Source organism: Ruegeria sp. AM9, from assembly GCF_056540565.1.
Map to the genome: position 1 here is coordinate 1 of NZ_JBQFWY010000018.1, position 20,061 is coordinate 20,061.

General features: G+C 59.9%; 21 protein-coding genes and 1 tRNA gene. 15 read left to right on the top strand and 7 right to left on the bottom strand.

The annotated features are described in order from the left end of the window. Positions 1-355: TetR family transcriptional regulator C-terminal domain-containing protein (locus tag ACR0DO_RS18340; protein ID WP_480560932.1), on the top strand; the 355-nt coding region annotated here is incomplete at its 5' end. Between the two features lie 250 nt (positions 356-605). Here the strand turns inward: ACR0DO_RS18340 and ACR0DO_RS18345 are convergent. Both ACR0DO_RS18345 and ACR0DO_RS18350 read right to left on the bottom strand, forming a co-directional pair. Further along, a complete protein-coding gene (locus ACR0DO_RS18345) occupies positions 606-1,484 on the bottom strand; it encodes a hypothetical protein (RefSeq protein ID WP_480560933.1) in 879 nt (292 codons plus the stop codon). A gap of 97 nt (positions 1,485-1,581) precedes the next feature. Further along, the gene (locus ACR0DO_RS18350; protein ID WP_480560934.1) at positions 1,582-2,601 is read right to left on the bottom strand and encodes an alpha/beta hydrolase; all 1,020 of its coding nucleotides are present in this window, start codon (positions 2,599-2,601) and stop codon (positions 1,582-1,584) included. A 153-nt stretch (positions 2,602-2,754) separates the two neighbouring features. On the opposite strand from ACR0DO_RS18350, the gene ACR0DO_RS18355 reads away from it, so the two are divergent. Both ACR0DO_RS18355 and ACR0DO_RS18360 read left to right on the top strand, forming a co-directional pair. Further along, positions 2,755-3,690, top strand: a complete 936-nt coding sequence (locus tag ACR0DO_RS18355) for a LysR family transcriptional regulator (RefSeq protein WP_480560935.1) — start codon at positions 2,755-2,757, stop codon at positions 3,688-3,690. 226 nt (positions 3,691-3,916) lie between these two features. Continuing rightward, complete coding sequence (locus tag ACR0DO_RS18360; RefSeq protein ID WP_480560936.1) at positions 3,917-4,579, top strand: hypothetical protein; 663 nt, start codon at positions 3,917-3,919, stop codon at positions 4,577-4,579. 119 nt (positions 4,580-4,698) lie between these two features. Here the strand turns inward: ACR0DO_RS18360 and ACR0DO_RS18365 are convergent. The 4 genes from ACR0DO_RS18365 to ACR0DO_RS18380 all read right to left on the bottom strand — a co-directional run bounded on the left by ACR0DO_RS18365 (position 4,699) and on the right by ACR0DO_RS18380 (position 8,395). Then, a tRNA-Arg gene (locus tag ACR0DO_RS18365) sits at positions 4,699-4,775 on the bottom strand. Between the two features lie 64 nt (positions 4,776-4,839). Then, positions 4,840-6,222, bottom strand: a complete 1,383-nt coding sequence (locus ACR0DO_RS18370) for an ATP-binding protein (protein WP_480560937.1) — start codon at positions 6,220-6,222, stop codon at positions 4,840-4,842. Between the two features lie 18 nt (positions 6,223-6,240). Next, positions 6,241-7,659: a dihydrolipoyl dehydrogenase family protein gene (locus ACR0DO_RS18375; protein WP_480560938.1), complete on the bottom strand. Its 1,419-nt coding sequence runs from the start codon at positions 7,657-7,659 to the stop codon at positions 6,241-6,243. 4 nt (positions 7,660-7,663) lie between these two features. Continuing rightward, the gene (locus tag ACR0DO_RS18380) at positions 7,664-8,395 is read right to left on the bottom strand and encodes a TVP38/TMEM64 family protein (RefSeq protein ID WP_480560939.1); all 732 of its coding nucleotides are present in this window, start codon (positions 8,393-8,395) and stop codon (positions 7,664-7,666) included. Between the two features lie 297 nt (positions 8,396-8,692). On the opposite strand from ACR0DO_RS18380, the gene rpmH reads away from it, so the two are divergent. The 12 genes from rpmH (at position 8,693) to ACR0DO_RS18440 (ending at position 19,217) form a co-directional block, all read left to right on the top strand. Further along, positions 8,693-8,827 (top strand): 50S ribosomal protein L34, encoded by a 135-nt coding sequence (rpmH, locus tag ACR0DO_RS18385; protein WP_005980833.1) that lies wholly within the window; start codon positions 8,693-8,695, stop codon positions 8,825-8,827. Positions 8,828-8,852: 25 nt separating this feature from the next. Then, complete coding sequence (rnpA, locus tag ACR0DO_RS18390) at positions 8,853-9,278, top strand: ribonuclease P protein component (RefSeq protein ID WP_480560940.1); 426 nt, start codon at positions 8,853-8,855, stop codon at positions 9,276-9,278. Then, entirely contained in the window at positions 9,275-9,517 is a 243-nt protein-coding gene (yidD, locus tag ACR0DO_RS18395; protein ID WP_480560941.1) for a membrane protein insertion efficiency factor YidD, read from the top strand. Before rnpA ends, yidD begins: the two co-directional genes overlap by 4 nt. A 67-nt stretch (positions 9,518-9,584) precedes the next feature. Further along, complete coding sequence (locus ACR0DO_RS18400) at positions 9,585-11,201, top strand: acyl-CoA dehydrogenase family protein (RefSeq protein ID WP_480560942.1); 1,617 nt, start codon at positions 9,585-9,587, stop codon at positions 11,199-11,201. A 44-nt stretch (positions 11,202-11,245) separates the two neighbouring features. Further along, on the top strand, positions 11,246-12,139 hold the full coding sequence (ttcA, locus tag ACR0DO_RS18405) for a tRNA 2-thiocytidine(32) synthetase TtcA (protein ID WP_480560943.1): 894 nt from the start codon (positions 11,246-11,248) through the stop codon (positions 12,137-12,139). A gap of 72 nt (positions 12,140-12,211) precedes the next feature. Beyond that, on the top strand, positions 12,212-13,756 hold the full coding sequence (locus ACR0DO_RS18410) for a putative bifunctional diguanylate cyclase/phosphodiesterase (protein WP_480560944.1): 1,545 nt from the start codon (positions 12,212-12,214) through the stop codon (positions 13,754-13,756). Between the two features lie 123 nt (positions 13,757-13,879). Further along, positions 13,880-15,709 (top strand): membrane protein insertase YidC, encoded by a 1,830-nt coding sequence (yidC, locus tag ACR0DO_RS18415; RefSeq protein WP_480560945.1) that lies wholly within the window; start codon positions 13,880-13,882, stop codon positions 15,707-15,709. Further along, positions 15,706-16,443, top strand: a complete 738-nt coding sequence (locus ACR0DO_RS18420) for an MOSC domain-containing protein (RefSeq protein ID WP_480560946.1) — start codon at positions 15,706-15,708, stop codon at positions 16,441-16,443. The genes yidC and ACR0DO_RS18420 overlap by 4 nt, the downstream gene beginning before the upstream one ends. Further along, the gene (gene yihA / locus ACR0DO_RS18425; protein ID WP_480560947.1) at positions 16,440-17,093 is read left to right on the top strand and encodes a ribosome biogenesis GTP-binding protein YihA/YsxC; all 654 of its coding nucleotides are present in this window, start codon (positions 16,440-16,442) and stop codon (positions 17,091-17,093) included. The genes ACR0DO_RS18420 and yihA overlap by 4 nt, the downstream gene beginning before the upstream one ends. A gap of 60 nt (positions 17,094-17,153) precedes the next feature. Next, positions 17,154-18,017 carry an acetylglutamate kinase gene (gene argB / locus ACR0DO_RS18430; protein WP_480560948.1) on the top strand — a complete coding sequence of 288 codons (864 nt, stop codon included), beginning with the start codon at positions 17,154-17,156 and terminating at the stop codon, positions 18,015-18,017. A 19-nt stretch (positions 18,018-18,036) separates the two neighbouring features. After that, positions 18,037-18,723 carry a ferredoxin gene (locus tag ACR0DO_RS18435; RefSeq protein ID WP_480560949.1) on the top strand — a complete coding sequence of 229 codons (687 nt, stop codon included), beginning with the start codon at positions 18,037-18,039 and terminating at the stop codon, positions 18,721-18,723. Beyond that, positions 18,720-19,217 (top strand): SixA phosphatase family protein, encoded by a 498-nt coding sequence (locus ACR0DO_RS18440; RefSeq protein WP_480560950.1) that lies wholly within the window; start codon positions 18,720-18,722, stop codon positions 19,215-19,217. Before ACR0DO_RS18435 ends, ACR0DO_RS18440 begins: the two co-directional genes overlap by 4 nt. A 45-nt stretch (positions 19,218-19,262) precedes the next feature. On the opposite strand, the gene ACR0DO_RS18445 is transcribed toward ACR0DO_RS18440, so the two are convergent. Next, positions 19,263-20,054 carry an amino acid ABC transporter ATP-binding protein gene (locus tag ACR0DO_RS18445; RefSeq protein WP_421596689.1) on the bottom strand — a complete coding sequence of 264 codons (792 nt, stop codon included), beginning with the start codon at positions 20,052-20,054 and terminating at the stop codon, positions 19,263-19,265. Positions 20,055-20,061 lie beyond the last annotated feature (7 nt).

A 20,061-nucleotide genomic window follows, 5' to 3' on the forward strand; every position in this document is an offset into this window, starting at 1 on the left:
TGATCTGGGGGATTGGTTCAAAGGCATCGCCTCAATCGACCGCATGCCGAAGATCGAGGATGCAGGGTGTCTTGCCTTCAATTCGATCAGTTCATTTGCCCGCTCTGACCCTGAGGTCAATGCCCGAATCGAACGCTACCTGACCGCGCTGGAAGGGCGGTTTGCGGCGATTCTAAGCCGGGCAAAGAAAGACGGGGCCATCCGTTCCGAGGTCGATCCACCTGAGGCCGCCCGGGTGCTGATCAGCCTTTTGCTGGGCCTGCATACGATCATGAAAGCCCGAACCTCGGACCAGTTCCCGCAGACCTATGCAGACGCAGCCGTCGGGCTGATCGACGGGTGGAGAAATCGGTAGGTGATAAAAAATGCAGGCGTGATTGGTTGATTTAAACTGATTTTAAAAGACCGATACCCGAACGAACATGATAACTGAGGCGCAGCAGTAGGCTTCATTTGATCTGACCACCGGCAGCGTGAGCATTACGTACCTGTAGCGAATGTCTGGATTCTGTGCTGCCATTGCAGCAATTCCAGTGGTCGCTTTGAGCAGCCATTTAGTATGCTACAGCGAAAGTCTGGCGCCATGGAAACCAGAGTACATTTGTCTATTCGTCGAGATTTTGTGCCGCCTGAGACGGCAATTCCGCATAGGATGCGTCATAGAAATATGTTAGCCAAAGTGACGACCCATCGAAGAAAATATCGGAAACCCCGCTCGAATGAGATCCGGCGCGCAGCGGTTGGATGGTTCCATCCGTTTCAACGCGCAAGAGCCTCGCATTCGGGTACTTCTCGTGACCCCGATAACCCCCGACAACGACTGTGCCGTTGACGATTTCAACGGATTCCAGGTTACCGAAACCGTTTGAAATGATGGCAGCAGTAGCCCCGTTGTCTGAATGCGGCACCCAATACAAGACGCTGTCCCATGCGTCGTCGTCGCCCCACGACACGGCATAAATTCCTGTCTCTGCGATTGCAAAGCGGGCAAGCCCGCCGATACGCAAATCGCCGAGGTAAGGTTGAATTTGTCCGGTTTGGGTTGCAACCGATAGGAACGCGCCGCGCCCAAAATCACTTACGAGAAGGGTGCTCTCGTCAAGAGCTTCGATGTCATAGAAAAAAACACCTTCGCCGTCGAGAGCCTGTCGCCAGTTTACTGTGCCATCCGAGGCGGTGGAGATAACCTCGTTGCCATCCACAATGACTATCTGGTCGCCAGAACGCACCATTCCTGTTGGATTGCGCAGGCCTTGCCCATCCGAGAGTTTGATTTCTTTGGTCGCGCCGTCGGGAGTGAGCTTGTAGAGCCCGCCATTAGGGACGTCTGAGCCGAACTCTTCATCTGGCCCACCTGGTCCAATCGATACGGCATAGATATCGCCCCCAATTGGCAAGACGGCTTCGGTGAAGGGCGGCAGCTCGTGTTCGGCGACGGCAGGGCAGGCTGCAACGCAGGCAACCAGTAGCGAAAGAACTTTCATCTCAAATAACTCTCCTGTGCAGCTGCGCTTCGATGTTGCCACCCTTTTCCCTGCGACCACTGCTCTGGGGCGGTCGTAACGAACCAAGCGGTCGGCATCAGATACCTCGGGTGAAGGCCAGAAAGTGCGGGGCCAGTGCCGTGACGGCGGCGTCAATGATCAGCGGGTCTTCGTAAAACTGAAGCTGGTTGGCACCGTCGATCCAGTGCAGCGTTTTCTGCTCTGACGCGATGTTTTCAAAAATGCGGCGCGGAATATCCTGACCGCTTGCGGCCCTGTCGCCATGGATCATCAATATAGGCTGGTTCAAATGAGGGGCTGTTTCGTCGATCCGCCAACCCCAAATGCCCGCTTCGCTCATCGCGGTGATGCGGTTTTCCCACCCACCTTTGAAAGTTAGCCAAGGAGCCCTGTTGTCCCAGGGCAGGTACCAGTCTGCGATCGCTGTTGCGGTCAAAAGGGCATCCTCGGAGCCGACGATTGGAATGTAGCTTGCTTCGCCCGTTCTTTCGAATTCGGCGGCTGCTTTGATCGCACGCTCCATACGCGCTTCTACTGCGGCATCACTGCCAAGGTACATTCTGGCGGTTTCCGCAGTCAGATAGTGACCCGCAACAACCCCGAGAGACGCCACACGATCGTCTGTCACCGCTGTTTCAATCGCCCAGTTGACGCCCTGGCAAATCCCGAGAAGATGAAGCCGGTTAGCGTCAATTCCGTCCTGTTCAGCGAGAAATCCGAGGGCCGCTTGGCAGTCTTCAACCTTGGCGTCGCCAGACTCATAGCGTCGAGGGGCGCCTGAGCTTTCTCCGTGATAGCGCGGATCGAATATCAGAACAGCCAGTCCGCGTGATGCCAAACGGGTTGCATATTGCACCGGTGACTGTTCCTTGACGAAAGCGACGGGCCCGATGATCACGACTGCCGGGTGAGGTCCTTCCGAAGCAGGTCTCAACAACTTTCCAACAAGGGTTTCCCCGGAGCTTTCGAAAGACACCGCCTGGACATTGTAAGCGCCAGGGGCCGATTGATCTACGTCACCGGATGCTTCTGCACTGCTGGGCCGGGCGGCGAAAGCACCGGTCATGGATGTTGCAATCGCAATTGAGTTGAACATGCGTCGTGTAATCACGGCTACTGCCCTTTCGTATGCAGTTTGATGGTCTCGATACCCAAACGATCTTGGAACGAGCGCCTGATCGGGGGCGTCCGGTTAGGCTTGGCTTGTCAGGTAGCTCGCGACCGGCATAATTGGGATGACGAAAACAGCATGATGGACATGCAAAAAATGAATGACAGTTTAACTTCTCTGGATGTGCGGACTCTACGGTTCCTGCAGCTCCTGCTTCGCACAAGCAGCGTGACACGCACGGCACTGCATCTGGGGGTCAGCCAGCCCGCCGCCAGTCGAATCCTCGCCCGGGTACGCGACCTGATAGGAGATCCAGTGCTGATACGAACGCAGTCTGGATACAAGTTAACGGATCATGCTCTGGGCCTGAATGAACCTGTCGATGCAGCACTGTCGGCGATAGCTGATGTCTTCAGGCCTTCCGCCTTTGACCCGGCACAATCCCACCATTGCTATCGCATCGCCTCGACAGATTACGGCGTTGCGGCTGTCTTGGGGCCAATGATGGAAGTCTTTGCCGTTACCGCACCAGCATTAAGGTTTGATGTCTCGCCACTGGTGCCGCAAAGCTTTAGCGACTTGGAAAAGGGAGCGATTGATCTGCTGCTATACGCGGATTTGGACACCAGGGACGATCTGCTCGCTCAGAAACTATTTGATGAGACCTACAAAGTTCTTTTCCGACCAGGCCATCCGCTTGAGGAACAGGCCGCATCAAGACTGGCCCTTACTCCGCAGGATGTGTCCCCTTTCCGGTTAATCGAATTCAGTTTTCCGGGCACGACGGGTTTGAAACCGGATACGATTATGCGGCAAGACGGAGATGGTTCGAATGCAGTGTTCCAGCAGCCCTACTTTACCACGCTGCCTTTCCTGGTAGGGCAGACGGATGCGGTTGCAGCTGTTCCCAAGCGGCTGGCAAAGCAAGTCCAGAAATTGACCTCTCTTTGTTCAGCTCCGTTTCAGCCGGGTTACGGTTTCCCCTATTACCTGATCCGCCACGAGCGTAGCCGCTTCAATCCAGCGGTCAATTGGTTGAGGGAACAAGCACAGGAGATCACCAAGTCCGACTGATCAGATATTCGAGCCGTGATGATGGTTTGAACCTGATAATTTCACAGGACATAAAGGCCATCCTCATCAACACCCGCATTTGGGTCCCATCAAATAGCACAATCCCACAATGGCTGATTTGTTTGGCTGAGCTACAACATCGACCGTTACTGTTACATCTCTGCTCAGAGCCGTGCTCCAGATCATCGTCTACTTTCCGGCTTTGCGATTGCAGCGAACGGCAGCTTTGGCGGGCCGCGCGCAGCGACGGAACGCCTCGACCAATGGCCGGTTGGCCCGAGTCGATGCGTTACCCGAAGCTGAAACCGGCGGCATCGTGCATTTCGGCGCCGTGCCTTTGCAAGCTGCCGGGTTCCAAGGCGCGTCAGCGGGAATGCCGCAACGAAAGGCGTTCTATCGGCCTTCATCCTTCGCGCTAGGCGATGGCTCGAACATTCCGCGTCGCCAGTTCTTGTTCGGGAAGCACTACGTTCGCAAATACGTTTCGGCGACCATTTCGCCGGGCGGTGTCGGCAAATCATCGTTCACGATGGCCGAAGCGCTGAGTATGCGCCTACGGTTTTTTCGCGGCACCCGAACGCAGGCGGCATTACAAAGGCCGCATTCCGAGAAGCGCAAGAGCGCCTGTTGTCGACCGGCGAAATCGCTGTTGAGACCTTCGGCAATGGCGCGCGCTTTGTTTACCGCTGACGAACGCGCAAAAGGTTACAGGCTGGATTTGGATATGTCGGGCCTTCTTCGGGCTGATCCTGCGCAGCGTTGGGCCGGTCACAAAATCGCCCTGGACTCACGGGTGCTGACGCCAGAAGAAGTTCGCAAAATCGAAGGTTTCGGCCCAACAGAAGGCAAAACAGACGTGGGCGACTCGACTGAACCATTGGTAGAGTGAGGTTCGCGTCGACTATTGGCTTGCGATTTAAGCGGGTTCGTTTTTGGTGATTTTTTGGTAGGTCGACGTTTAACGATGTCGACTTTTCCGTTTATTACCAATTACTTACGTGGTGTAAGTGGCGGACCGAGGAGGATTCGAACCCCCGACCCCTTGATTCGTAGTCAAGTACTCTATCCAGCTGAGCTATCGGTCCGCGTTGGTGAGGCGCTATGTAGACCCACCTCTGGGGACGTGCAAGCCGATTCTTCAAAAAAAATCTAAAAAGTCATGCCGCCCCGCGGCAGGCGGATTTCAAAGGTCGTTCCCTGCGGTCCGGTCTCGGACAGCACCAGATCGCCGCCATGCCCGCGCACCAGTTCCTGCGAGATCGCAAGCCCAAGCCCCGAGCCGCCCTTGCGCACCCCGCCCTGAAACGGCGTGAACAGGTTCTCACGCGCTTTTGGCGGCAGGCCCGGGCCGTTATCCCTGATTTCAACGCACCAGTCGTCTTCGTGTTCGCACCCGGCAATCGTGATCCTGCCCGGTTTGCCGGACGCCACCAGCGCCTGACGCGCGTTGCGCACGAGGTTCATCATGACGCGGAACATCTGCTCGGGGTCAGCGCGGGCAATCAGATCCTCGGGCACTTCGTTGACGATCTCGACGCAGGCATCAGCAACGGCCAGCCGTTCACTGGCCACCACATCTTCGGCCACGTCGTGCAGGGGCACCATTGTCAGGGTCGGAGCGGGCTCTTCCGCACGACCGAAAGCCAGCGTGCTTTCGCACAAGGACACCGCCCGGGTGATCGAGTTCACCAGCTTTGGCGCCATGCGCCGCACCAGCGGGTCATCGCTGGCCTCGATCCGGTCAGTGAACAGTTGTGCCGAGGTCAGGATGTTGCGCAGATCGTGGCTGACCTTGGCGACAGCGCCCCCCAGCTGTGCCAGACGCTCGCGTTGTTTTAGCGCCTGCGTCAGTTCGGTCTGCAGCTGTTGCAGAGCCTCTTCCGCCTCGCGCAGTTCGGTCACCTTGGAATTGGGAGAGATGATGCCCCGCGCATCCTCGGGGGCGCCCGCATAGCGCTGCATATAGCCCACCACGCCCTTGATGGGTTTCACCAGAACCACCCGAACCGCAAGAAACAGGAAAAACGCGGTGATGATCGAGATGACAAAGGACAGGCCCAGGATGCGCAACCCATAGTCGGTCATCGCCATGCGCAGGGGTTCGCTGTCCGTGGTGACCTCGATCAGCAGCCCCGCCCCTTTGACAGGCTCACCGATCACGCGAATGACCTCGTTTTCCGGCGTGAACAGGCGCGCTACGGCATCCCGGATCAATATCCACGGCCCGGCATCGCGCAGGTCGTAGGTTTTGGTGATCGCCTCGGGGATTGGAGAGGACAGCATCAACTGACGCACCTCGTCCCTGCGCAACACCACGTTGTAGACACCGGCATTGGCCAGCAGTTCGGCCTCAAGATCATCGGCCAGCATGTCATCGGCCAGCAGGGCCAGTGACGCGATCTGGGCGCGCTCAAGCCGGTTCAGCAGGAAATCCTCGCGAAACCGTGCAATCGAGGGAACAAAGATCAGAACCTCGGCCAACATCACGAAGACCGTCGTCAGGATCAGAAATCGGCCCGACAGCGAGTTCAATCTGCTCTCCCTTCCCGGTCAGGGCATCCAGTGCTGGACGAACCGGACCACGCGTTTAACCATTTGATTCTCAAACAGCCTTGGCGAGAAATAAGCACCCGCCACCCGTTTGTTAAGCTCTCCGATCGTCGGATAGGGCGAAACCATCGCAGCGACCTGCCCCATCTTCAGGTTATTGGCCAAGGCCAGCGACCACAAGTTGATCAGTTCGCCCGCCTGATGCCCTACGATTGTCGCCCCCACGGGACGGCCTTTTACGACCATGACCTTAATGAAGCCTTTCGTCTTGCGTTCCGAGATGGCGCGATCGTTGTGGTGATAGTCAAAGCGCGCAATCTCGAGTTTCTCGCCATGCTGGTCGCGCGCCTGCGCCTCGGTCAGGCCGACCTGCGCCAGTTCCGGGTCGGTATAGGTGGCCCAGGGGATATGCGCCGTTTTCGCCTTGGACGGCAGGCCGAACAGGGCGGAGCGGATGATGATCCCGGCGTGATATCCGGCCACATGGGTGAACTGCATCCCGCCTGCAACGTCGCCAATGGCATAGACCTTGCGGTTTGTGGTGCGTAGTGAGTCATCCACCTTGATCCCGGTGCGGGTCGGCTCGATCCCGGCAGCCTTCAGGTTCAGGCGGTCGGTATTTGCCTTGCGCCCGGCGGCCAGCAACAGGTGCGAGCCGGTATAGATGTCGCCATTTTCGGTCACGACCTCGACCAGGCCCTTATTGTTGCGAATCTGGGCGACCATCGCCTGTTCGTGGATCGCCACGCCTTCGGCACGCAGCGTGTCCAGCACGATTTCTGCCGCTTCGGGGTCGTCCTTGCCCAGCGCCTGCAGGCCCTCGATCACCGTCACCTCGCAGCCCAGGCGGACATGGGCCTGCGCCATCTCCATGCCGATGGGGCCGCCGCCGATGATCAGCAGATGCTCGGGCTTTTCGCGCAGATCAAAGAGGGTTTCGTTGGTGTAATACGGTACCTGATCCAGTCCGGGGATCGGCGGCACCAAGGGCGACGAGCCCGTCGCAATCACCACCCGCCGCGCGGTGATCAGGTGATCGCCCGCCTGCACCTGGGTCGGAGAGACAAAGCTACCATATTCGCGGATCACCTTGACGCCGAAGCCCTCGAACCGATCCTGACTGTCCATAGGTTCGATCTGGGCGATCACGTCATGCACATGATCCTTGGCGGCGGCATAATCCACTTGCGGCACCACATCAGCCACGCCCAGCGCGGCGGAATGGGCCTGCCTATAGGCCGCTTTGCCGCTGGCGATCAGCGCCTTGGAGGGCACGCAGCCGAAGTTCAGGCAATCGCCGCCCATCTTGTGCCCTTCAAGCAGGATGACATCGGCGCCCATCTGGCTGGCCCCGGCGGCCACGGACAAGCCGCCCGACCCGGCTCCGATCACCAGGATATCGGTTTTTAACTCTTGCATGAACTCAGCCGTCCTTTCGGCCACGCAGGGCTTTGATCACTATTGGCAATGCCGCCAGCACGCACAAGCCGATGATCGGGCCGATGACGAAAGGTTCCCACAGCAGCGAGACGTCAGGCGTTTCACCCCGGTCGAACACACCACCCAGCCCGACGCCGATCCACGTATAGACGATGCCACCGGGGATGATGCCCAGCGCCGTGGTGATCAGGAAATTGCGGAACTTCACACCCACCAGCGCAGGCACCAGATTGGCCACAAAGAAGGGCACGACCGGCACAAGGCGCAACAGGAACAGCACCGAGATTTCATTCTCGCGCAGCCCGTCTTTCAGCTTTTTGATCGCCCCTTCCGAGGATTCCAGCCGCGCCGTCAGGGATTCTCCCAACCCCCAGCGCGCTGCCAGAAAGATGGCCGAGGCGCCGATGGTGGCGGCAAAGACGTTAAAGACGGTGCCCGCAAACAGGCCGAACAAAAACCCTCCGGTCATCGAGGCTACGGCAGCACCCGGCAGCGAAAAGGCGACGATGACGATATATATCGCCACAAAAGCCGCTGCCATGGACCAGTAATTGGCATCCCGCCACGCCAGCAGCGCCTCGCGGTTGTCGCGCAGGGTCTCGAAGGTCAGGTAATCGCCCAGCGTGAAGAACCCCACCGCAGCCACGGCGAGAATCACCAGCAATGGAATATGGCGCGCAAGCCCGCTGCGCGGCGCCTGAGTTGTATCGCTCATGAGGCTGTCCGGTTTCGTTCGTTTCATTCTGCCCCCAACATGCGCCGCCAAAGGGCTGCACAACAGAGACCTCACGCGGCCTTGATGTTATTGGCAGTTAATGTGAGGGTTTCGGGCGTCAAAACAGCGATTTTGAAACCTTTTGCCCGCTGCGGTTACAGAATTGTTGCAAAAGGGGATAAAACCCCCACCTAGGGGTTTGACTTACCCCCCGCTTCCCAGTAGAGGACGGGCTTCGAACACTAGGGCCAGGCGAATCCGCGCCGCACCCCACCGCTATTGATTGGAGACGGAGCGATGAAACGCACCTATCAGCCTTCGAACCTGGTTCGCAAACGCCGCCACGGTTTCCGCGCGCGCATGGCCACCAAGGCCGGCCGCAAAATCCTGAACGCGCGCCGCGCACGTGGCCGCAAATCGCTGAGCGCGTAAACCGCTCACCGATCAGGTTATGAACATGACGCCGCCGGAGGCCCCTGAGGATGGTAGGAACCAGCCGAGGGTCAAGCCCCCGGCGGCGTCCGTTTGCGCGCCTGAAACTTTGACCGTGCTGAAGAAACGGTCGGATTTCCTGAAAGCCGCGCGCGCACGCCGGCAGGGCACCGCATCGATGATGGTGCAGGCCCGCAAACGCGCCCCGGACGAAGCGTCTGGGATTCGCGTCGGTTTCACCTGCTCCAAGAAGGTCGGCAACGCCGTGGCCCGCAACCGCGCCAAACGGCGTCTGCGTGAAGCGGCCCGTGCGGTGCTGCCTGTTCAAGGGCAGGACGGGTGGGATTACGTTCTAATCGGCCGCGCCGAGGTTACCGCCGCACGCCCATTCGAGGCGCTGTTGGATGACCTGCGCTATGCCCTACGCAAAGTGCACGGGCCGCGGAAGTGACCCTATTGGCGCATATCCTTGCCCTGCCCGTCCGGGCCTATCGGCTGGTCTTCAGCCCCTGGGTCGGGTTCAACTGCCGCTATCAGCCCACGTGCTCGGCTTATGCGCTGGAGGCGTTGGAAAAACACGATGCCGTCAAAGGGGCTTGGCTGGCAGCCCGGCGGATCGGGCGCTGTCACCCGTGGGGTGGTGATGGCTACGATCCGGTGCCCGAATGTAAATGCGACGATTCCGCGTGACCCCCGGTCAGACTTGACCCATCACATTCTGCGCTGAACACTTGGGCCCACACAGCCCGAGGTCCAGATGACATCCGACGCGCGCCAAACGCTGCCCACGCATGAAGTCTTTAATCAACCGTCCGCGCGCGGGGATTGCAACCTTTGTAGCGCGGACCCGGTGCTGCGCAACGCGGTTGGCTTCGCCGCAGGGCGCTCCGCGCCACTGGAGGAATATGGCACACATCTGGGACGCGCTGAAACTCGGAAATTGGGGCGAGAAGCGAACCGGCACCCGCCGGAACTGAAGCTGTTCGACTCGGGCGGTCGACGCTTGGACGAGGTTCGCTTTCACCCCGCCTACCATCAGATGATGCAGATCAGCCAATCCGCCGGATACGCTGCCCTGCCATGGGACGGGCAGCCGGGTGGCCATGTAACTCATGCCGCGATGAACTATATGGCCAGTCAAGTCGAACCCGGCCATTGCTGCCCACTGACCATGACCTACGCGGCCTTTCCGGTACTGGACGTCAATGCGGATATCGCCGCCATCTGGCAGCCTAAGCTGACGGCACGCATATACGACCCGTCGACAAGGCCGGTCGCCGAGAAAACCAGCGCCACCTTAGGCATGGCGATGACCGAGAAACAGGGCGGCTCGGACCTGCGCGCCAATACCACAACGGCCACCCGAGACGGCGATCACTGGCGGCTGCGCGGGCATAAATGGTTTTGCTCGGCTTCGATGTCGGATGGGTTTCTGACGCTGGCGCAGGCACCGGGCGGACTGACCTGTTTCCTTGTTCCTCGCTGGCTGGAAGGCGAGCGAAACGCCATCCACCTGATGCGGTTGAAGGACAAGTTGGGCAACAGGTCCAATGCCTCGGCCGAGATCGAGTACCACGACGCGCTGGCCTATCAGTTGGGCGACGAAGGCGCTGGTGTGCACACGATCATTGAAATGGTGCACCACACGCGGCTCGATACAGCTATGGCCCCGGCGGGCCTGATGCGCGCCGCTTTGTCCGAGGCCAATCACTGGGTCACCCATCGCAGCGCCTTTCAGCGCCGGTTGATCGACCAGCCCTTGATGCGTGCAGTTCTGGCCGATCTAGTATTGGACTGGGAAGGCGCGGTGACGCTGGGGATGCGCGTGTCGCAGGCGTTCGACGGGCAAACCGCTGAGGACAAGGCCTTTGCCCGGATCAGCGTCGCCCTGGCCAAATTCCTGAACAACAAACGCTGCCCCGTGGTTGTGGCCGAGGCGATGGAGGTGTTGGGCGGCATGGGCTATGTCGAGGACACCCCGCTGCCCCTGCTCTACCGCGAGGCCCCGCTGAACGGCATCTGGGAGGGGTCAGGCAACGTCATCTGCCTGGATATCCTGCGCACCCTTGCCCGTGAGCCGCTGGCCGCGGACGTGCTGCAGGCAGAACTGGCTGCCGCAACGGGCGTAGATCGCGCCTTTGACGCGGCCCTAAAGGAGCATCGCGACCGCTGGCCCAACCGGCCACCCGAGGCCGAGGCGCGCTGGTTTGCCGAACGCACAGCGCTGCTGCTCACTGCCTCGCAGCTTCTGCGCCATGCACCCGGCGCGGTTGCCGATGGGTTCATCGCCACGCGTCTTTCGGGCGACAGCGGGCGCATCCCCGGGTCGGTGGCCGGGCTGGACACGGACGCCCTGCTGGCCCGCCTAGGCTGACCCGTCCCCTTGCCCGGTTGCGTCAACTGCTGTAGGGGCTGCGCATGTTTGACGAAGCTGACGATATCCACCCGCTCTTTGCCGGCGCGCCCTCGACCACCGAGTTCAAGAAGCTGCGCAAACGCATCGTGCGCCAGACCCGCGAAGCCATTGAGCAGTACGGGATGGTGGACCCGTCGGCGCATGACAAGGACGGCAAACCGCCCCGCTGGCTGGTCTGCCTGTCGGGCGGCAAGGACAGCTATACCCTGCTGGCGGTGCTATATGAGCTGAAATGGCGCGGGCTTCTGCCTGTCGACCTGCTGGCTTGCAATCTGGATCAGGGCCAGCCCGGCTTTCCCGCCACCGTCCTGCCCGAATTCCTTGAACGGATGGGCGTGCCCCACCGGATCGAGTATCAGGACACCTATTCCGTCGTGATGGACAAGGTTCCGCAGGGCCGCACCTATTGCGCCCTGTGTTCGCGCCTGCGCCGGGGCAACCTGTACCGCATCGCGCGCGAAGAGGGATGTTCCGCCGTGGTGCTGGGCCATCACCGGGACGATATCCTCGAGACGTTCTTCATGAACCTGTTCCACGGCGGTCGTCTGGCGACAATGCCGCCGAAACTGGTGAACGAAGAAGGCGATCTGTTCGTCTTCCGCCCGCTGGCCCATGTGGCCGAGGCCGACTGCGAGAAATTCGCCACCTCGATGAGCTATCCCATCATCCCCTGCGACCTGTGCGGCAGTCAGGACGGGCTGCAGCGCCAGCAGGTGAAACAGATTCTGGACCAGTGGGAAAAGAACAGCCCCGGTCGGCGTCAGGTGATGTTCCGGGCCCTGACCAACGCGCGGCCCTCGCACCTGCTGGACCCGAAACTGTTCGATTTCCAGGGCCTCGCGCTAAACCCCGGCAAAAAAGACGAAAATTCGGGTGAAATTCCACAGTTGCGTTAACGTCTGACTCAGATTGGTTTTCTACGGTTGCCCAATACGTGCTATGCCTAAACGTAGAGGCCCAGAAAACCGATGTGGAAACGTCTCACAGTCGAACGCGTTCTCGATGTTCTTACTTCCGTTCTGAGCGGCCCAGCCGCCTTGGCCTTTGTCCCGGCGATCAGCCTGGCCGCGTTCTGGATTGGCGGAGAGCGGGCATTGGTGGTCACCGCCCTTTGTTTGCCGCTGGTATTCATAGGTGCTGCCGCCTTTGACGCCCGATCCGACCGGCAGCGCCAGCGGCGCAACCTGCCTGTTGGCATGATGGCAATCGACGCCTTCGCCACCGAACTGGAAGGTGTTTTCAAGACATTCACGCCCGGTGGGGCAGATTCGGCCTGCATCCTGGTTGCGCTGGATGATTACCCGAATTTTCTGGACCTTCACGGCAACGCCGCGGCCGACCATCTGTCCCAACAGTTCGGCCACCGCATCCTTTCGGCCATCCGCACGCAGGACATCGTGACCCGGCTGGACCAGAACAAGATCGCAATCGGCCTGCAGCCTTCAAGCCAGTTGGATCTTGAGGCCTGCATTCAGATGGCCGGGCGCATTCAGTCCGTTGTTGAGGAGCCCTTCACGCTCAACGGTACCGGGGTGTATGTGTCCTGCTCGATCGGGTTCAGCCAGTTGTCCAGCGCGGCAGATGGCCGGTACGAGGATTGGATCGACGCCGCCTCGGCCGCATTGGGCGAAGCGCAAAGGAACGGACCATCGACCATTCGCGCCTTTTCCAGCGAAACACAGCGCCGCTCGCGCATTCGCGCCAATCTGCGCAAAGAGTTCGAAGCAGCGCTGGACAATGGTGAAATCCGCCCGTGGTATCAACCTCAGGTTTCGACCGATACAGGGCGTGTTACGGGGTTCGAGGCGCTGGCCCGCTGGGAGCACCCACAGAAGGGAGTGCTGAGCCCACAGGTCTTCCTGCCCTTCGCCGAGCAGGCCGAATTGATGGAAAAGCTTGGTCAGGCGATGCGGCATCACGCCTTTGCCGCCATGCGCGACTGGGACCGCGCCGGGATCGTGGTACCCCGCATCGGCGTGAATTTCTCGTCCGATGAGCTGCGCGATCCGGCCCTGATCGACCGGCTGAAATGGGAGCTGGACCAGAATGACCTGACGCCCGACCGGCTTGCGGTCGAGATCCTGGAGACAGTATTTTCGCGCCGGCCCGATGATGTCATCACCCGCAACGTGACCAGCATGTCCAAACTGGGATGCTGCATTGATCTGGATGATTTCGGCACCGGGCATGCCTCGATTGCATCGATCAAGCGCTTCAATGTCTCGCGGATCAAAATCGACCGGTCCTTTGTTGCCAAGGCGGATCGCGACGCCAGTCAGCAGCAGCTGGTCAGTGCCATCCTGACCATGGCCGAACGCCTGAACGTCGAAACGCTGGCCGAAGGGGTCGAGACCCAGGGCGAACATGCCTTGATGGCGCAGTTGGGATGCGATCATGTTCAGGGGTTCGGGATTGGCAAGCCGATGCCCTTTGAAAAGACGCTGGACTGGGTTGCGGCACATCAGAACAAGGTCGACGGAATGCCGAAAATCGGGCGCAAGACCGGTCCGTAATCGCAGATTTACGCCACAGAAAGGCGATCCGTGACGAATTGACAGGCGATTCCACTTGACCTTTGGGCCTGCACTCTGTTGAACCCACCGGGTGTGTTTCACTGCTTAAGGTGGCTGTCCCCGATGGACGATCAGAACAAGAATCTCATCCTTGCAACCGTGCTCAGCTTTCTCGTGATCTTTGTTTGGTACCTGCTGGTCCCCCAGCCGGAACAAGCGCCAACACCGGATCAGGCCGAGATTACCGCCGTCGACGGCAATGAGGTTCAAACCCCAAGCGCCACAGGTACCGGCACCGTTGGTGAAGCGACAACCGCCGCCGAGGAAACCCTGCCCGAAGAACAGGCCCCGCGGGTCGAGATCGACACGCCGCGCCTGAAGGGCAACCTGTCGCTGTCGGGTGGCCGCATCGATGAGCTGTTCCTGAAGGACTACAAGGTCTCGATCGAAGAAGATGCGCCGATTGTTGAGCTGCTGTCGCCAGTTGGATCGGATTCGGCCTATTACGCCCTTTACGGCTGGGCTCCGGGCGCTGGTGTCGCTGGTGCAGACGTACCCGGCCCGAACACGCTCTGGACGGTAGAACAGGGTGAAAAGCTGGGTGTTGATACTCCGATCACCCTGAAATGGGATAACGGCAAGGGGCTGTCCTTCCGCCGTACGATCTCGGTGGACGAAAACTACATGTTCTCGGTCACGCAGTCGGTCGAGAACAACTCGCAATCCGAAGTTGGAATGGCGCCCTATGGCATTCTGGCACGCCACGGCATTGGCGAGGATGGCGACCTGCCCGACTTGAAGAATTTCTTCATCCTGCATGAAGGCGTGATCGGCATGGCCGACGGCACGCTGGCCGAGATCGATTACGGCGATGTCCGCGATTTCGATATCGATCCGAATGAACGCGCGCAGGCCGAGGTTTATCAGGTCAAGGAAGACGGCTGGATCGGCTTTACCGACCACTATTGGATGACCACGCTGATCCCCGAACCGGGAACCGCGTTCAAGGCCGCCGCGAAATATGACGCACGCCGCAAGATTTATCAGACCGAAACGGTTCTGCCGACGCTGACCGTTGCCCCCGGCGCAACGGAAGAGGTCACCACGCAACTGTTTGCCGGTGCCAAGGAATGGGAAACCATCCGTGAATATCAGAAGGAAGGCGTGCAAAAGTTCATCGACAGCATCGATTGGGGCTGGTTCTTCTTCCTGACCAAGCCGATCTTCTGGCTGCTGCATAACATCAACGCCCTGATCGGCAATATGGGTTGGTCGATCATCGGCCTGACGCTGATCATCAAGGCGATCCTGTTCCCGCTGGCGTTTAAATCCTACGTCTCGATGGCGAAGATGAAGGAGCTGCAGCCGCAGATGGAGGCCCTGAAAGAGGCCGCCGGCGACGACCGCCAAAAGATGCAGCAGGGCATGATGGAGCTGTACAAGAAGGAAAAGGTGAACCCCGCCGCGGGCTGTTTGCCGATCCTGATGCAGATTCCGATCTTCTTCTCGCTGTACAAGGTGATCTTCGTCACCATCGAACTGCGTCAGGCCCCCTGGTTTGGCCCGTTCCAGGACCTGAGCGCGCCGGACCCGACCTCGATCATGAACCTGTTCGGCCTGCTGCCCTTTGCCGGACCGCAGCCCGACAGCCTCATGGCGCTGATCTTCATCGGTATCCTGCCGCTGCTGCTGGGTATCTCGATGTGGCTGCAACAAAAGCTGAACCCGGCACCAACCGACGCGACACAGGCGATGATCTTTGCCTGGATGCCGTGGGTGTTCATGTTCATGCTGGGCAGCTTTGCCAGCGGGCTGGTGGTTTACTGGATCGCGAACAACACGATCACGTTCACCCAACAATACCTGATCATGCGCAGCCAAGGCTATAAGCCGGACGTATTCGGCAACATCAAGTCCGGCTTCAAGCGCACGCCGAAAACGGATGATAAATGACAGCAGAAGTAACCCAGCTTTGGCGGCATCCGATCAAAAGCCACGGTCGCGAAGCCGTCGAAACCGTAACCGTGAACCCCGGGCAGACCATGCCCGGGGATCGCGTTTGGGCGGTTGCGCATGAGGCATCCAAGGCGGACGGCTCGGAATGGGTCCCCTGCCCCAATTTCAGCCGGGGTGCAAAAGCGCCGCAGCTGATGGCAATCTCGGCATTGTCCAACGGCGAGACCCTGACGTTGTCCCATCCGGACCGCCCGGACCTGACCTTTGCCCCGGACAGCGAACAGCAGGCGTTTCTGGACTGGGTCAAGCCCCTGATGCCCGCAGACCGGGCCGCCTCGGCGCGTATCATCCGGGTTCCGGGGCGTGGCATGACCGACAGCGATTTCCCCTCGATCAGCCTTTGCAACATGGCGTCTCACCGCGCGGTTGGGCAAAAGCTGGGACAGGACCTGTCGATCCATCGCTGGCGCGGCAATGTCTGGTTCGATGGTATGCCGCTGTGGGAAGAATTCGAGTGGCTGGGCCAAGAGGTCCGGATCGGCGACGCCGTGTTCCGTGTCCGCGAACGGATCACCCGCTGTCTGGCCACAACGGCCAACCCTGAAACCGGCATACGTGATGCCGATACCCTGGGCACCCTGAAAACCTGGGGCCATCAGGATTTCGGTGTCTATGCCGAGGTCGTCAAAGGCGGCGCAATCTCGGTTGGCGACAAGGTAGAACTGCTATGAGCACCCTCCCCTTTCCTTTGGCTGAAGACCCGGATGAATTCGCGTCCGAGCGTGGTCGCAAGCTGTTCGCAGGCGAGTCCGAATTCGTCAAAGGCGTGGTTGCCATGAACGGTCTGCCCGCGCCCGACCGGTTGGAGGTCTGCTTTGCGGGTCGCTCGAACGTGGGCAAATCCAGCCTGATCAACGCACTGACCGGAACCAAGGGGCTGGCGCGCGCGTCGAATACGCCGGGTCGCACGCAGGAAATCAACTTTTTCACCCAGGGCCCCGAGCTCTATCTGGTCGACCTGCCCGGCTATGGCTATGCCAACGCGCCGGTGAAGGTGGTGGAAAAATGGCAGCGGCTGCTGAAACAGTATCTGAGCGGTCGTCAGACCCTGCGCAGGGCCTTTGTCCTGATAGACTCACGCCATGGGGTGAAACCGGTCGATGCCGAGATCATGAAGCTGCTGGACACCAGCGCCGTGACATTTCAATGCGTGATGACCAAGGCCGACAAGGTCAAGGCGAAGGATCGCGAAAAAGTGCTGGAACAGGTGCGCGGAGCGTTGTCGAAACACCCGGCGGCCTTTCCGGAAATCGTGCTGACCTCGTCTGAAAAGGGCGACGGCATTCCGACACTACGTTCGATCATCGCGCATCTGGAATAGCTTGCCTCTTGGCAGCACCGCGCAAAGGCCCTAACACGGAACGTCAAAGGGACCTAAGCCATGAAGACAAGAGATATGAACCGGGACTGGATCGCCACCGCCGCCACTTTGAACAGCGCCTTGCCCTATCTGCAGCGCTACGACGGCGCGATTGTCGTCATCAAACTGGGCGGTCACGCCATGGGCAGCGACGAGGCGATGGAGAGCTTTGCCCGCGACGTCGTGCTGATGCGTCAGGTCGGCGTGAACCCGGTGATCGTGCATGGCGGCGGTCCGATGATCAACGCAATGCTGGATCAGTTGGATATCCAGTCCGAATTCGTGAACGGCAAGCGGGTGACCGACAAAGCCACCGTTGAGGTGGTTGAGATGGTCCTGTCCGGCCTTGTGAACAAGCGCATCGTACAGGCGATCAATGGACAGGGCGGTACGGCCGTGGGCCTGTCGGGCAAGGATGCAAACCTGATGGTCTGTGATCAGGCCGATCCGGCGCTGGGATTTGTCGGTTCTCCGTCCAAAATGGACCCGAAAATTCTGCACGACCTGTTCGCGCATGATGTGATCCCTGTAATTGCCCCTCTGGGCGCAGGCAAGAACGGTGAGACGTTCAACATCAATGGAGATACGGCGGCGGGCGCCATCGCATCCGCGCTCAAGGCAGACCGGCTGCTGCTGTTGACCGATGTCTCGGGCGTCAAGAACGCCGCCGGAGAGGTCGTAACCGAGCTTAAAGCCGGTCAAATCCGTGAAATGACGATGGACGGCACGATTGCAGGCGGCATGATCCCCAAAACCGAAACTGCGCTGGACGCGCTGCACAGCGGTGTGCGGGCGGTTGTCATTCTGGACGGTCGCGCGCCCAATGCGGTGCTGCTGGAGCTGTTCACCGAGCACGGCGCCGGGTCACTGATCCGCCCCGATTGACCCAGCCCGCGGAGGTGAGATGACCGGACATCCCCCACCCTCCTCGTACGCGGCAGCAATCAGTTATGGCTGGGTAATGCGCGCGGCGTATCAAGCGGGTCTGATCGTCATGGGCGCGACTCATCCGCGAAAAAGCGGCGCCAAGGGTCTGGATGGGGGAACTCTGATCCTTTTGGGCGCGGGTTCAGCTTTCTGGCCTGTCTTGAAGGCATCCCCGGAGTGGTCGGAGCCTGACCCGGTGGACCGCTGGTCCAGCCGCGTCATTGGTCAGATGGCGCAGGATCTGGGCGCGCAGGCACATTTTCCGTTTGGCGGACCACCCTATGCGCCTTTCATCGACTGGGCGCTGAAATCCGGGCGCACCTTCAGCAGCCCGGTTGGCGCTTTGGTGCATGACACCGTGGGTATGATGATCTCGTTTCGTGGGGCGCTGCATTTCGCGCGGGAATTCGACATCCCCGAAGGCAGCAGCGCGTCGCCCTGCATGGATTGCCCCGCCCCATGTGCAACCTCCTGCCCGGTCCAGGCACTGAACACCCGAGACTTTTATGACGTAGCCGCCTGCCATGCACATCTTTCCACCCCAGAGGGGCAGACCTGCATGACCGGAGGCTGCCTCGCGCGGCTGTCCTGCCCGCTCAGCGCAGGTGCGGGGCGCGACCCGGAGCAATCCGCCCACCATATGAGAGCGTTTCACCCGTCATGACCCGCACCCTGATCCTGACCCGCCATGCGAAATCCAGTTGGAGCAACCTGGGCCTCAGCGATCACGACCGCCCCCTGAACAAGCGCGGACGCAAATCGGCCCCGGCCATTGCAAACTGGCTAAGCGAAAACGGCTGGCTGCCGGATGAGGTGCTGAGTTCAACTTCGACCCGCACACGCGAGACCTGGGATCGGATGGGGCTGCACGCGAACAAGGTCTGTTTCCACCGCACGCTCTATCACGTAGCCCCCGAGGACATGCTGATCGAGCTGTCGGGCGCCACGGAACCCACGGTGCTGATGCTGGGCCACAACCCTGGCATTGCCGCATTTGCCAATCGTATCGTCCGGCACGCCCCGGACCACGCGCGATTCCACGATTACCCGACCTGCGCCACGACCGTGATCCGGTTCGACATCGACGATTGGGCGCAGGTCCGCTGGCACAGCGGTAACGTGCAGGGATTTGTCATTCCGCGCGAGCTGCTGGAATGAAAAAAGGCGGGGCAAAACCCCGCCTTTTGATCTGTTTCGTTAGGCTTAATGGCCGAGAATTTGGCTCAGGAACAGCTTGGTCCGTTCGCTCTGCGGGTTGTTGAAGAACTCTTCCGGTTCGTTCTGCTCCACGATCTGACCAGCATCCATAAAGATCACCCGGTTGGCGACCTGACGGGCAAAGCCCATCTCGTGCGTCACACACAGCATGGTCATGCCTTCCTCGGCCAGCTCGATCATGGTGTCGAGCACCTCTTTGATCATCTCGGGGTCCAGCGCCGATGTCGGTTCATCGAACAACATGATCCGCGGCATCATGCACAAGCTTCGCGCAATCGCCACACGCTGCTGCTGACCACCCGAAAGCTGACCGGGATACTTCAGTGCCTGATCAGGAATCTTCACCTTTTCAAGGAAATGCATCGCGCGCTCTTCGGCCTCTTTCTTGGGCGTCTTGCGCACCCAGATCGGGGCCAGCGTACAGTTTTCCAGAATGGTCAGATGCGGGAACAGGTTGAAGTGCTGGAACACCATACCAACCTCGGACCGGATCTTGTCGATGTTTTTCAGGTCATTCGACAGCTCGGTCCCGTCCACCACGATCGTGCCCTGCTGGTGTTCTTCCAGCGCGTTCAGGCAGCGGATCAGGGTGGACTTGCCCGACCCCGACGGCCCCGCGATCACGATCCGCTCGCCCTGATTGACGGTCAGATTGATGTCGCGCAGCACGTGGAAGGACCCGTACCACTTGTTCATGTTGGTGATTTCGATGGCGACCTCGTCGCTCACCTGCATCTTGGAGCGGTCGATTTCGCGTTCAATTGCAAGTTCAGACATGTGTTGA

What these genes read in the sequence shown, in the direction of transcription:
- rnpA (WP_480560940.1), top strand. Translation starts at nt 8,853, where the DNA reads ATGACGCCGCCGGAGGCCCCTGAGGATGGTAGGAACCAGCCGAGGGTC.
- ACR0DO_RS18435 (WP_480560949.1), top strand. Translation starts at nt 18,037, where the DNA reads ATGACCGGACATCCCCCACCCTCCTCGTACGCGGCAGCAATCAGTTAT.
- yidC (WP_480560945.1), top strand. Translation starts at nt 13,880, where the DNA reads ATGGACGATCAGAACAAGAATCTCATCCTTGCAACCGTGCTCAGCTTT.
- ttcA (WP_480560943.1), top strand. Translation starts at nt 11,246, where the DNA reads ATGTTTGACGAAGCTGACGATATCCACCCGCTCTTTGCCGGCGCGCCC.
- ACR0DO_RS18410 (WP_480560944.1), top strand. Translation starts at nt 12,212, where the DNA reads ATGTGGAAACGTCTCACAGTCGAACGCGTTCTCGATGTTCTTACTTCC.
- ACR0DO_RS18345 (WP_480560933.1), bottom strand. Translation starts at nt 1,484, where the DNA reads ATGAAAGTTCTTTCGCTACTGGTTGCCTGCGTTGCAGCCTGCCCTGCC.
- ACR0DO_RS18400 (WP_480560942.1), top strand. Translation starts at nt 9,585, where the DNA reads ATGACATCCGACGCGCGCCAAACGCTGCCCACGCATGAAGTCTTTAAT.
- yihA (WP_480560947.1), top strand. Translation starts at nt 16,440, where the DNA reads ATGAGCACCCTCCCCTTTCCTTTGGCTGAAGACCCGGATGAATTCGCG.
- ACR0DO_RS18440 (WP_480560950.1), top strand. Translation starts at nt 18,720, where the DNA reads ATGACCCGCACCCTGATCCTGACCCGCCATGCGAAATCCAGTTGGAGC.
- ACR0DO_RS18420 (WP_480560946.1), top strand. Translation starts at nt 15,706, where the DNA reads ATGACAGCAGAAGTAACCCAGCTTTGGCGGCATCCGATCAAAAGCCAC.
- ACR0DO_RS18445 (WP_421596689.1), bottom strand. Translation starts at nt 20,054, where the DNA reads ATGTCTGAACTTGCAATTGAACGCGAAATCGACCGCTCCAAGATGCAG.
- argB (WP_480560948.1), top strand. Translation starts at nt 17,154, where the DNA reads ATGAAGACAAGAGATATGAACCGGGACTGGATCGCCACCGCCGCCACT.
- ACR0DO_RS18355 (WP_480560935.1), top strand. Translation starts at nt 2,755, where the DNA reads ATGATGGACATGCAAAAAATGAATGACAGTTTAACTTCTCTGGATGTG.
- ACR0DO_RS18350 (WP_480560934.1), bottom strand. Translation starts at nt 2,601, where the DNA reads ATGTTCAACTCAATTGCGATTGCAACATCCATGACCGGTGCTTTCGCC.
- rpmH (WP_005980833.1), top strand. Translation starts at nt 8,693, where the DNA reads ATGAAACGCACCTATCAGCCTTCGAACCTGGTTCGCAAACGCCGCCAC.
- ACR0DO_RS18375 (WP_480560938.1), bottom strand. Translation starts at nt 7,659, where the DNA reads ATGCAAGAGTTAAAAACCGATATCCTGGTGATCGGAGCCGGGTCGGGC.
- ACR0DO_RS18380 (WP_480560939.1), bottom strand. Translation starts at nt 8,395, where the DNA reads ATGAGCGATACAACTCAGGCGCCGCGCAGCGGGCTTGCGCGCCATATT.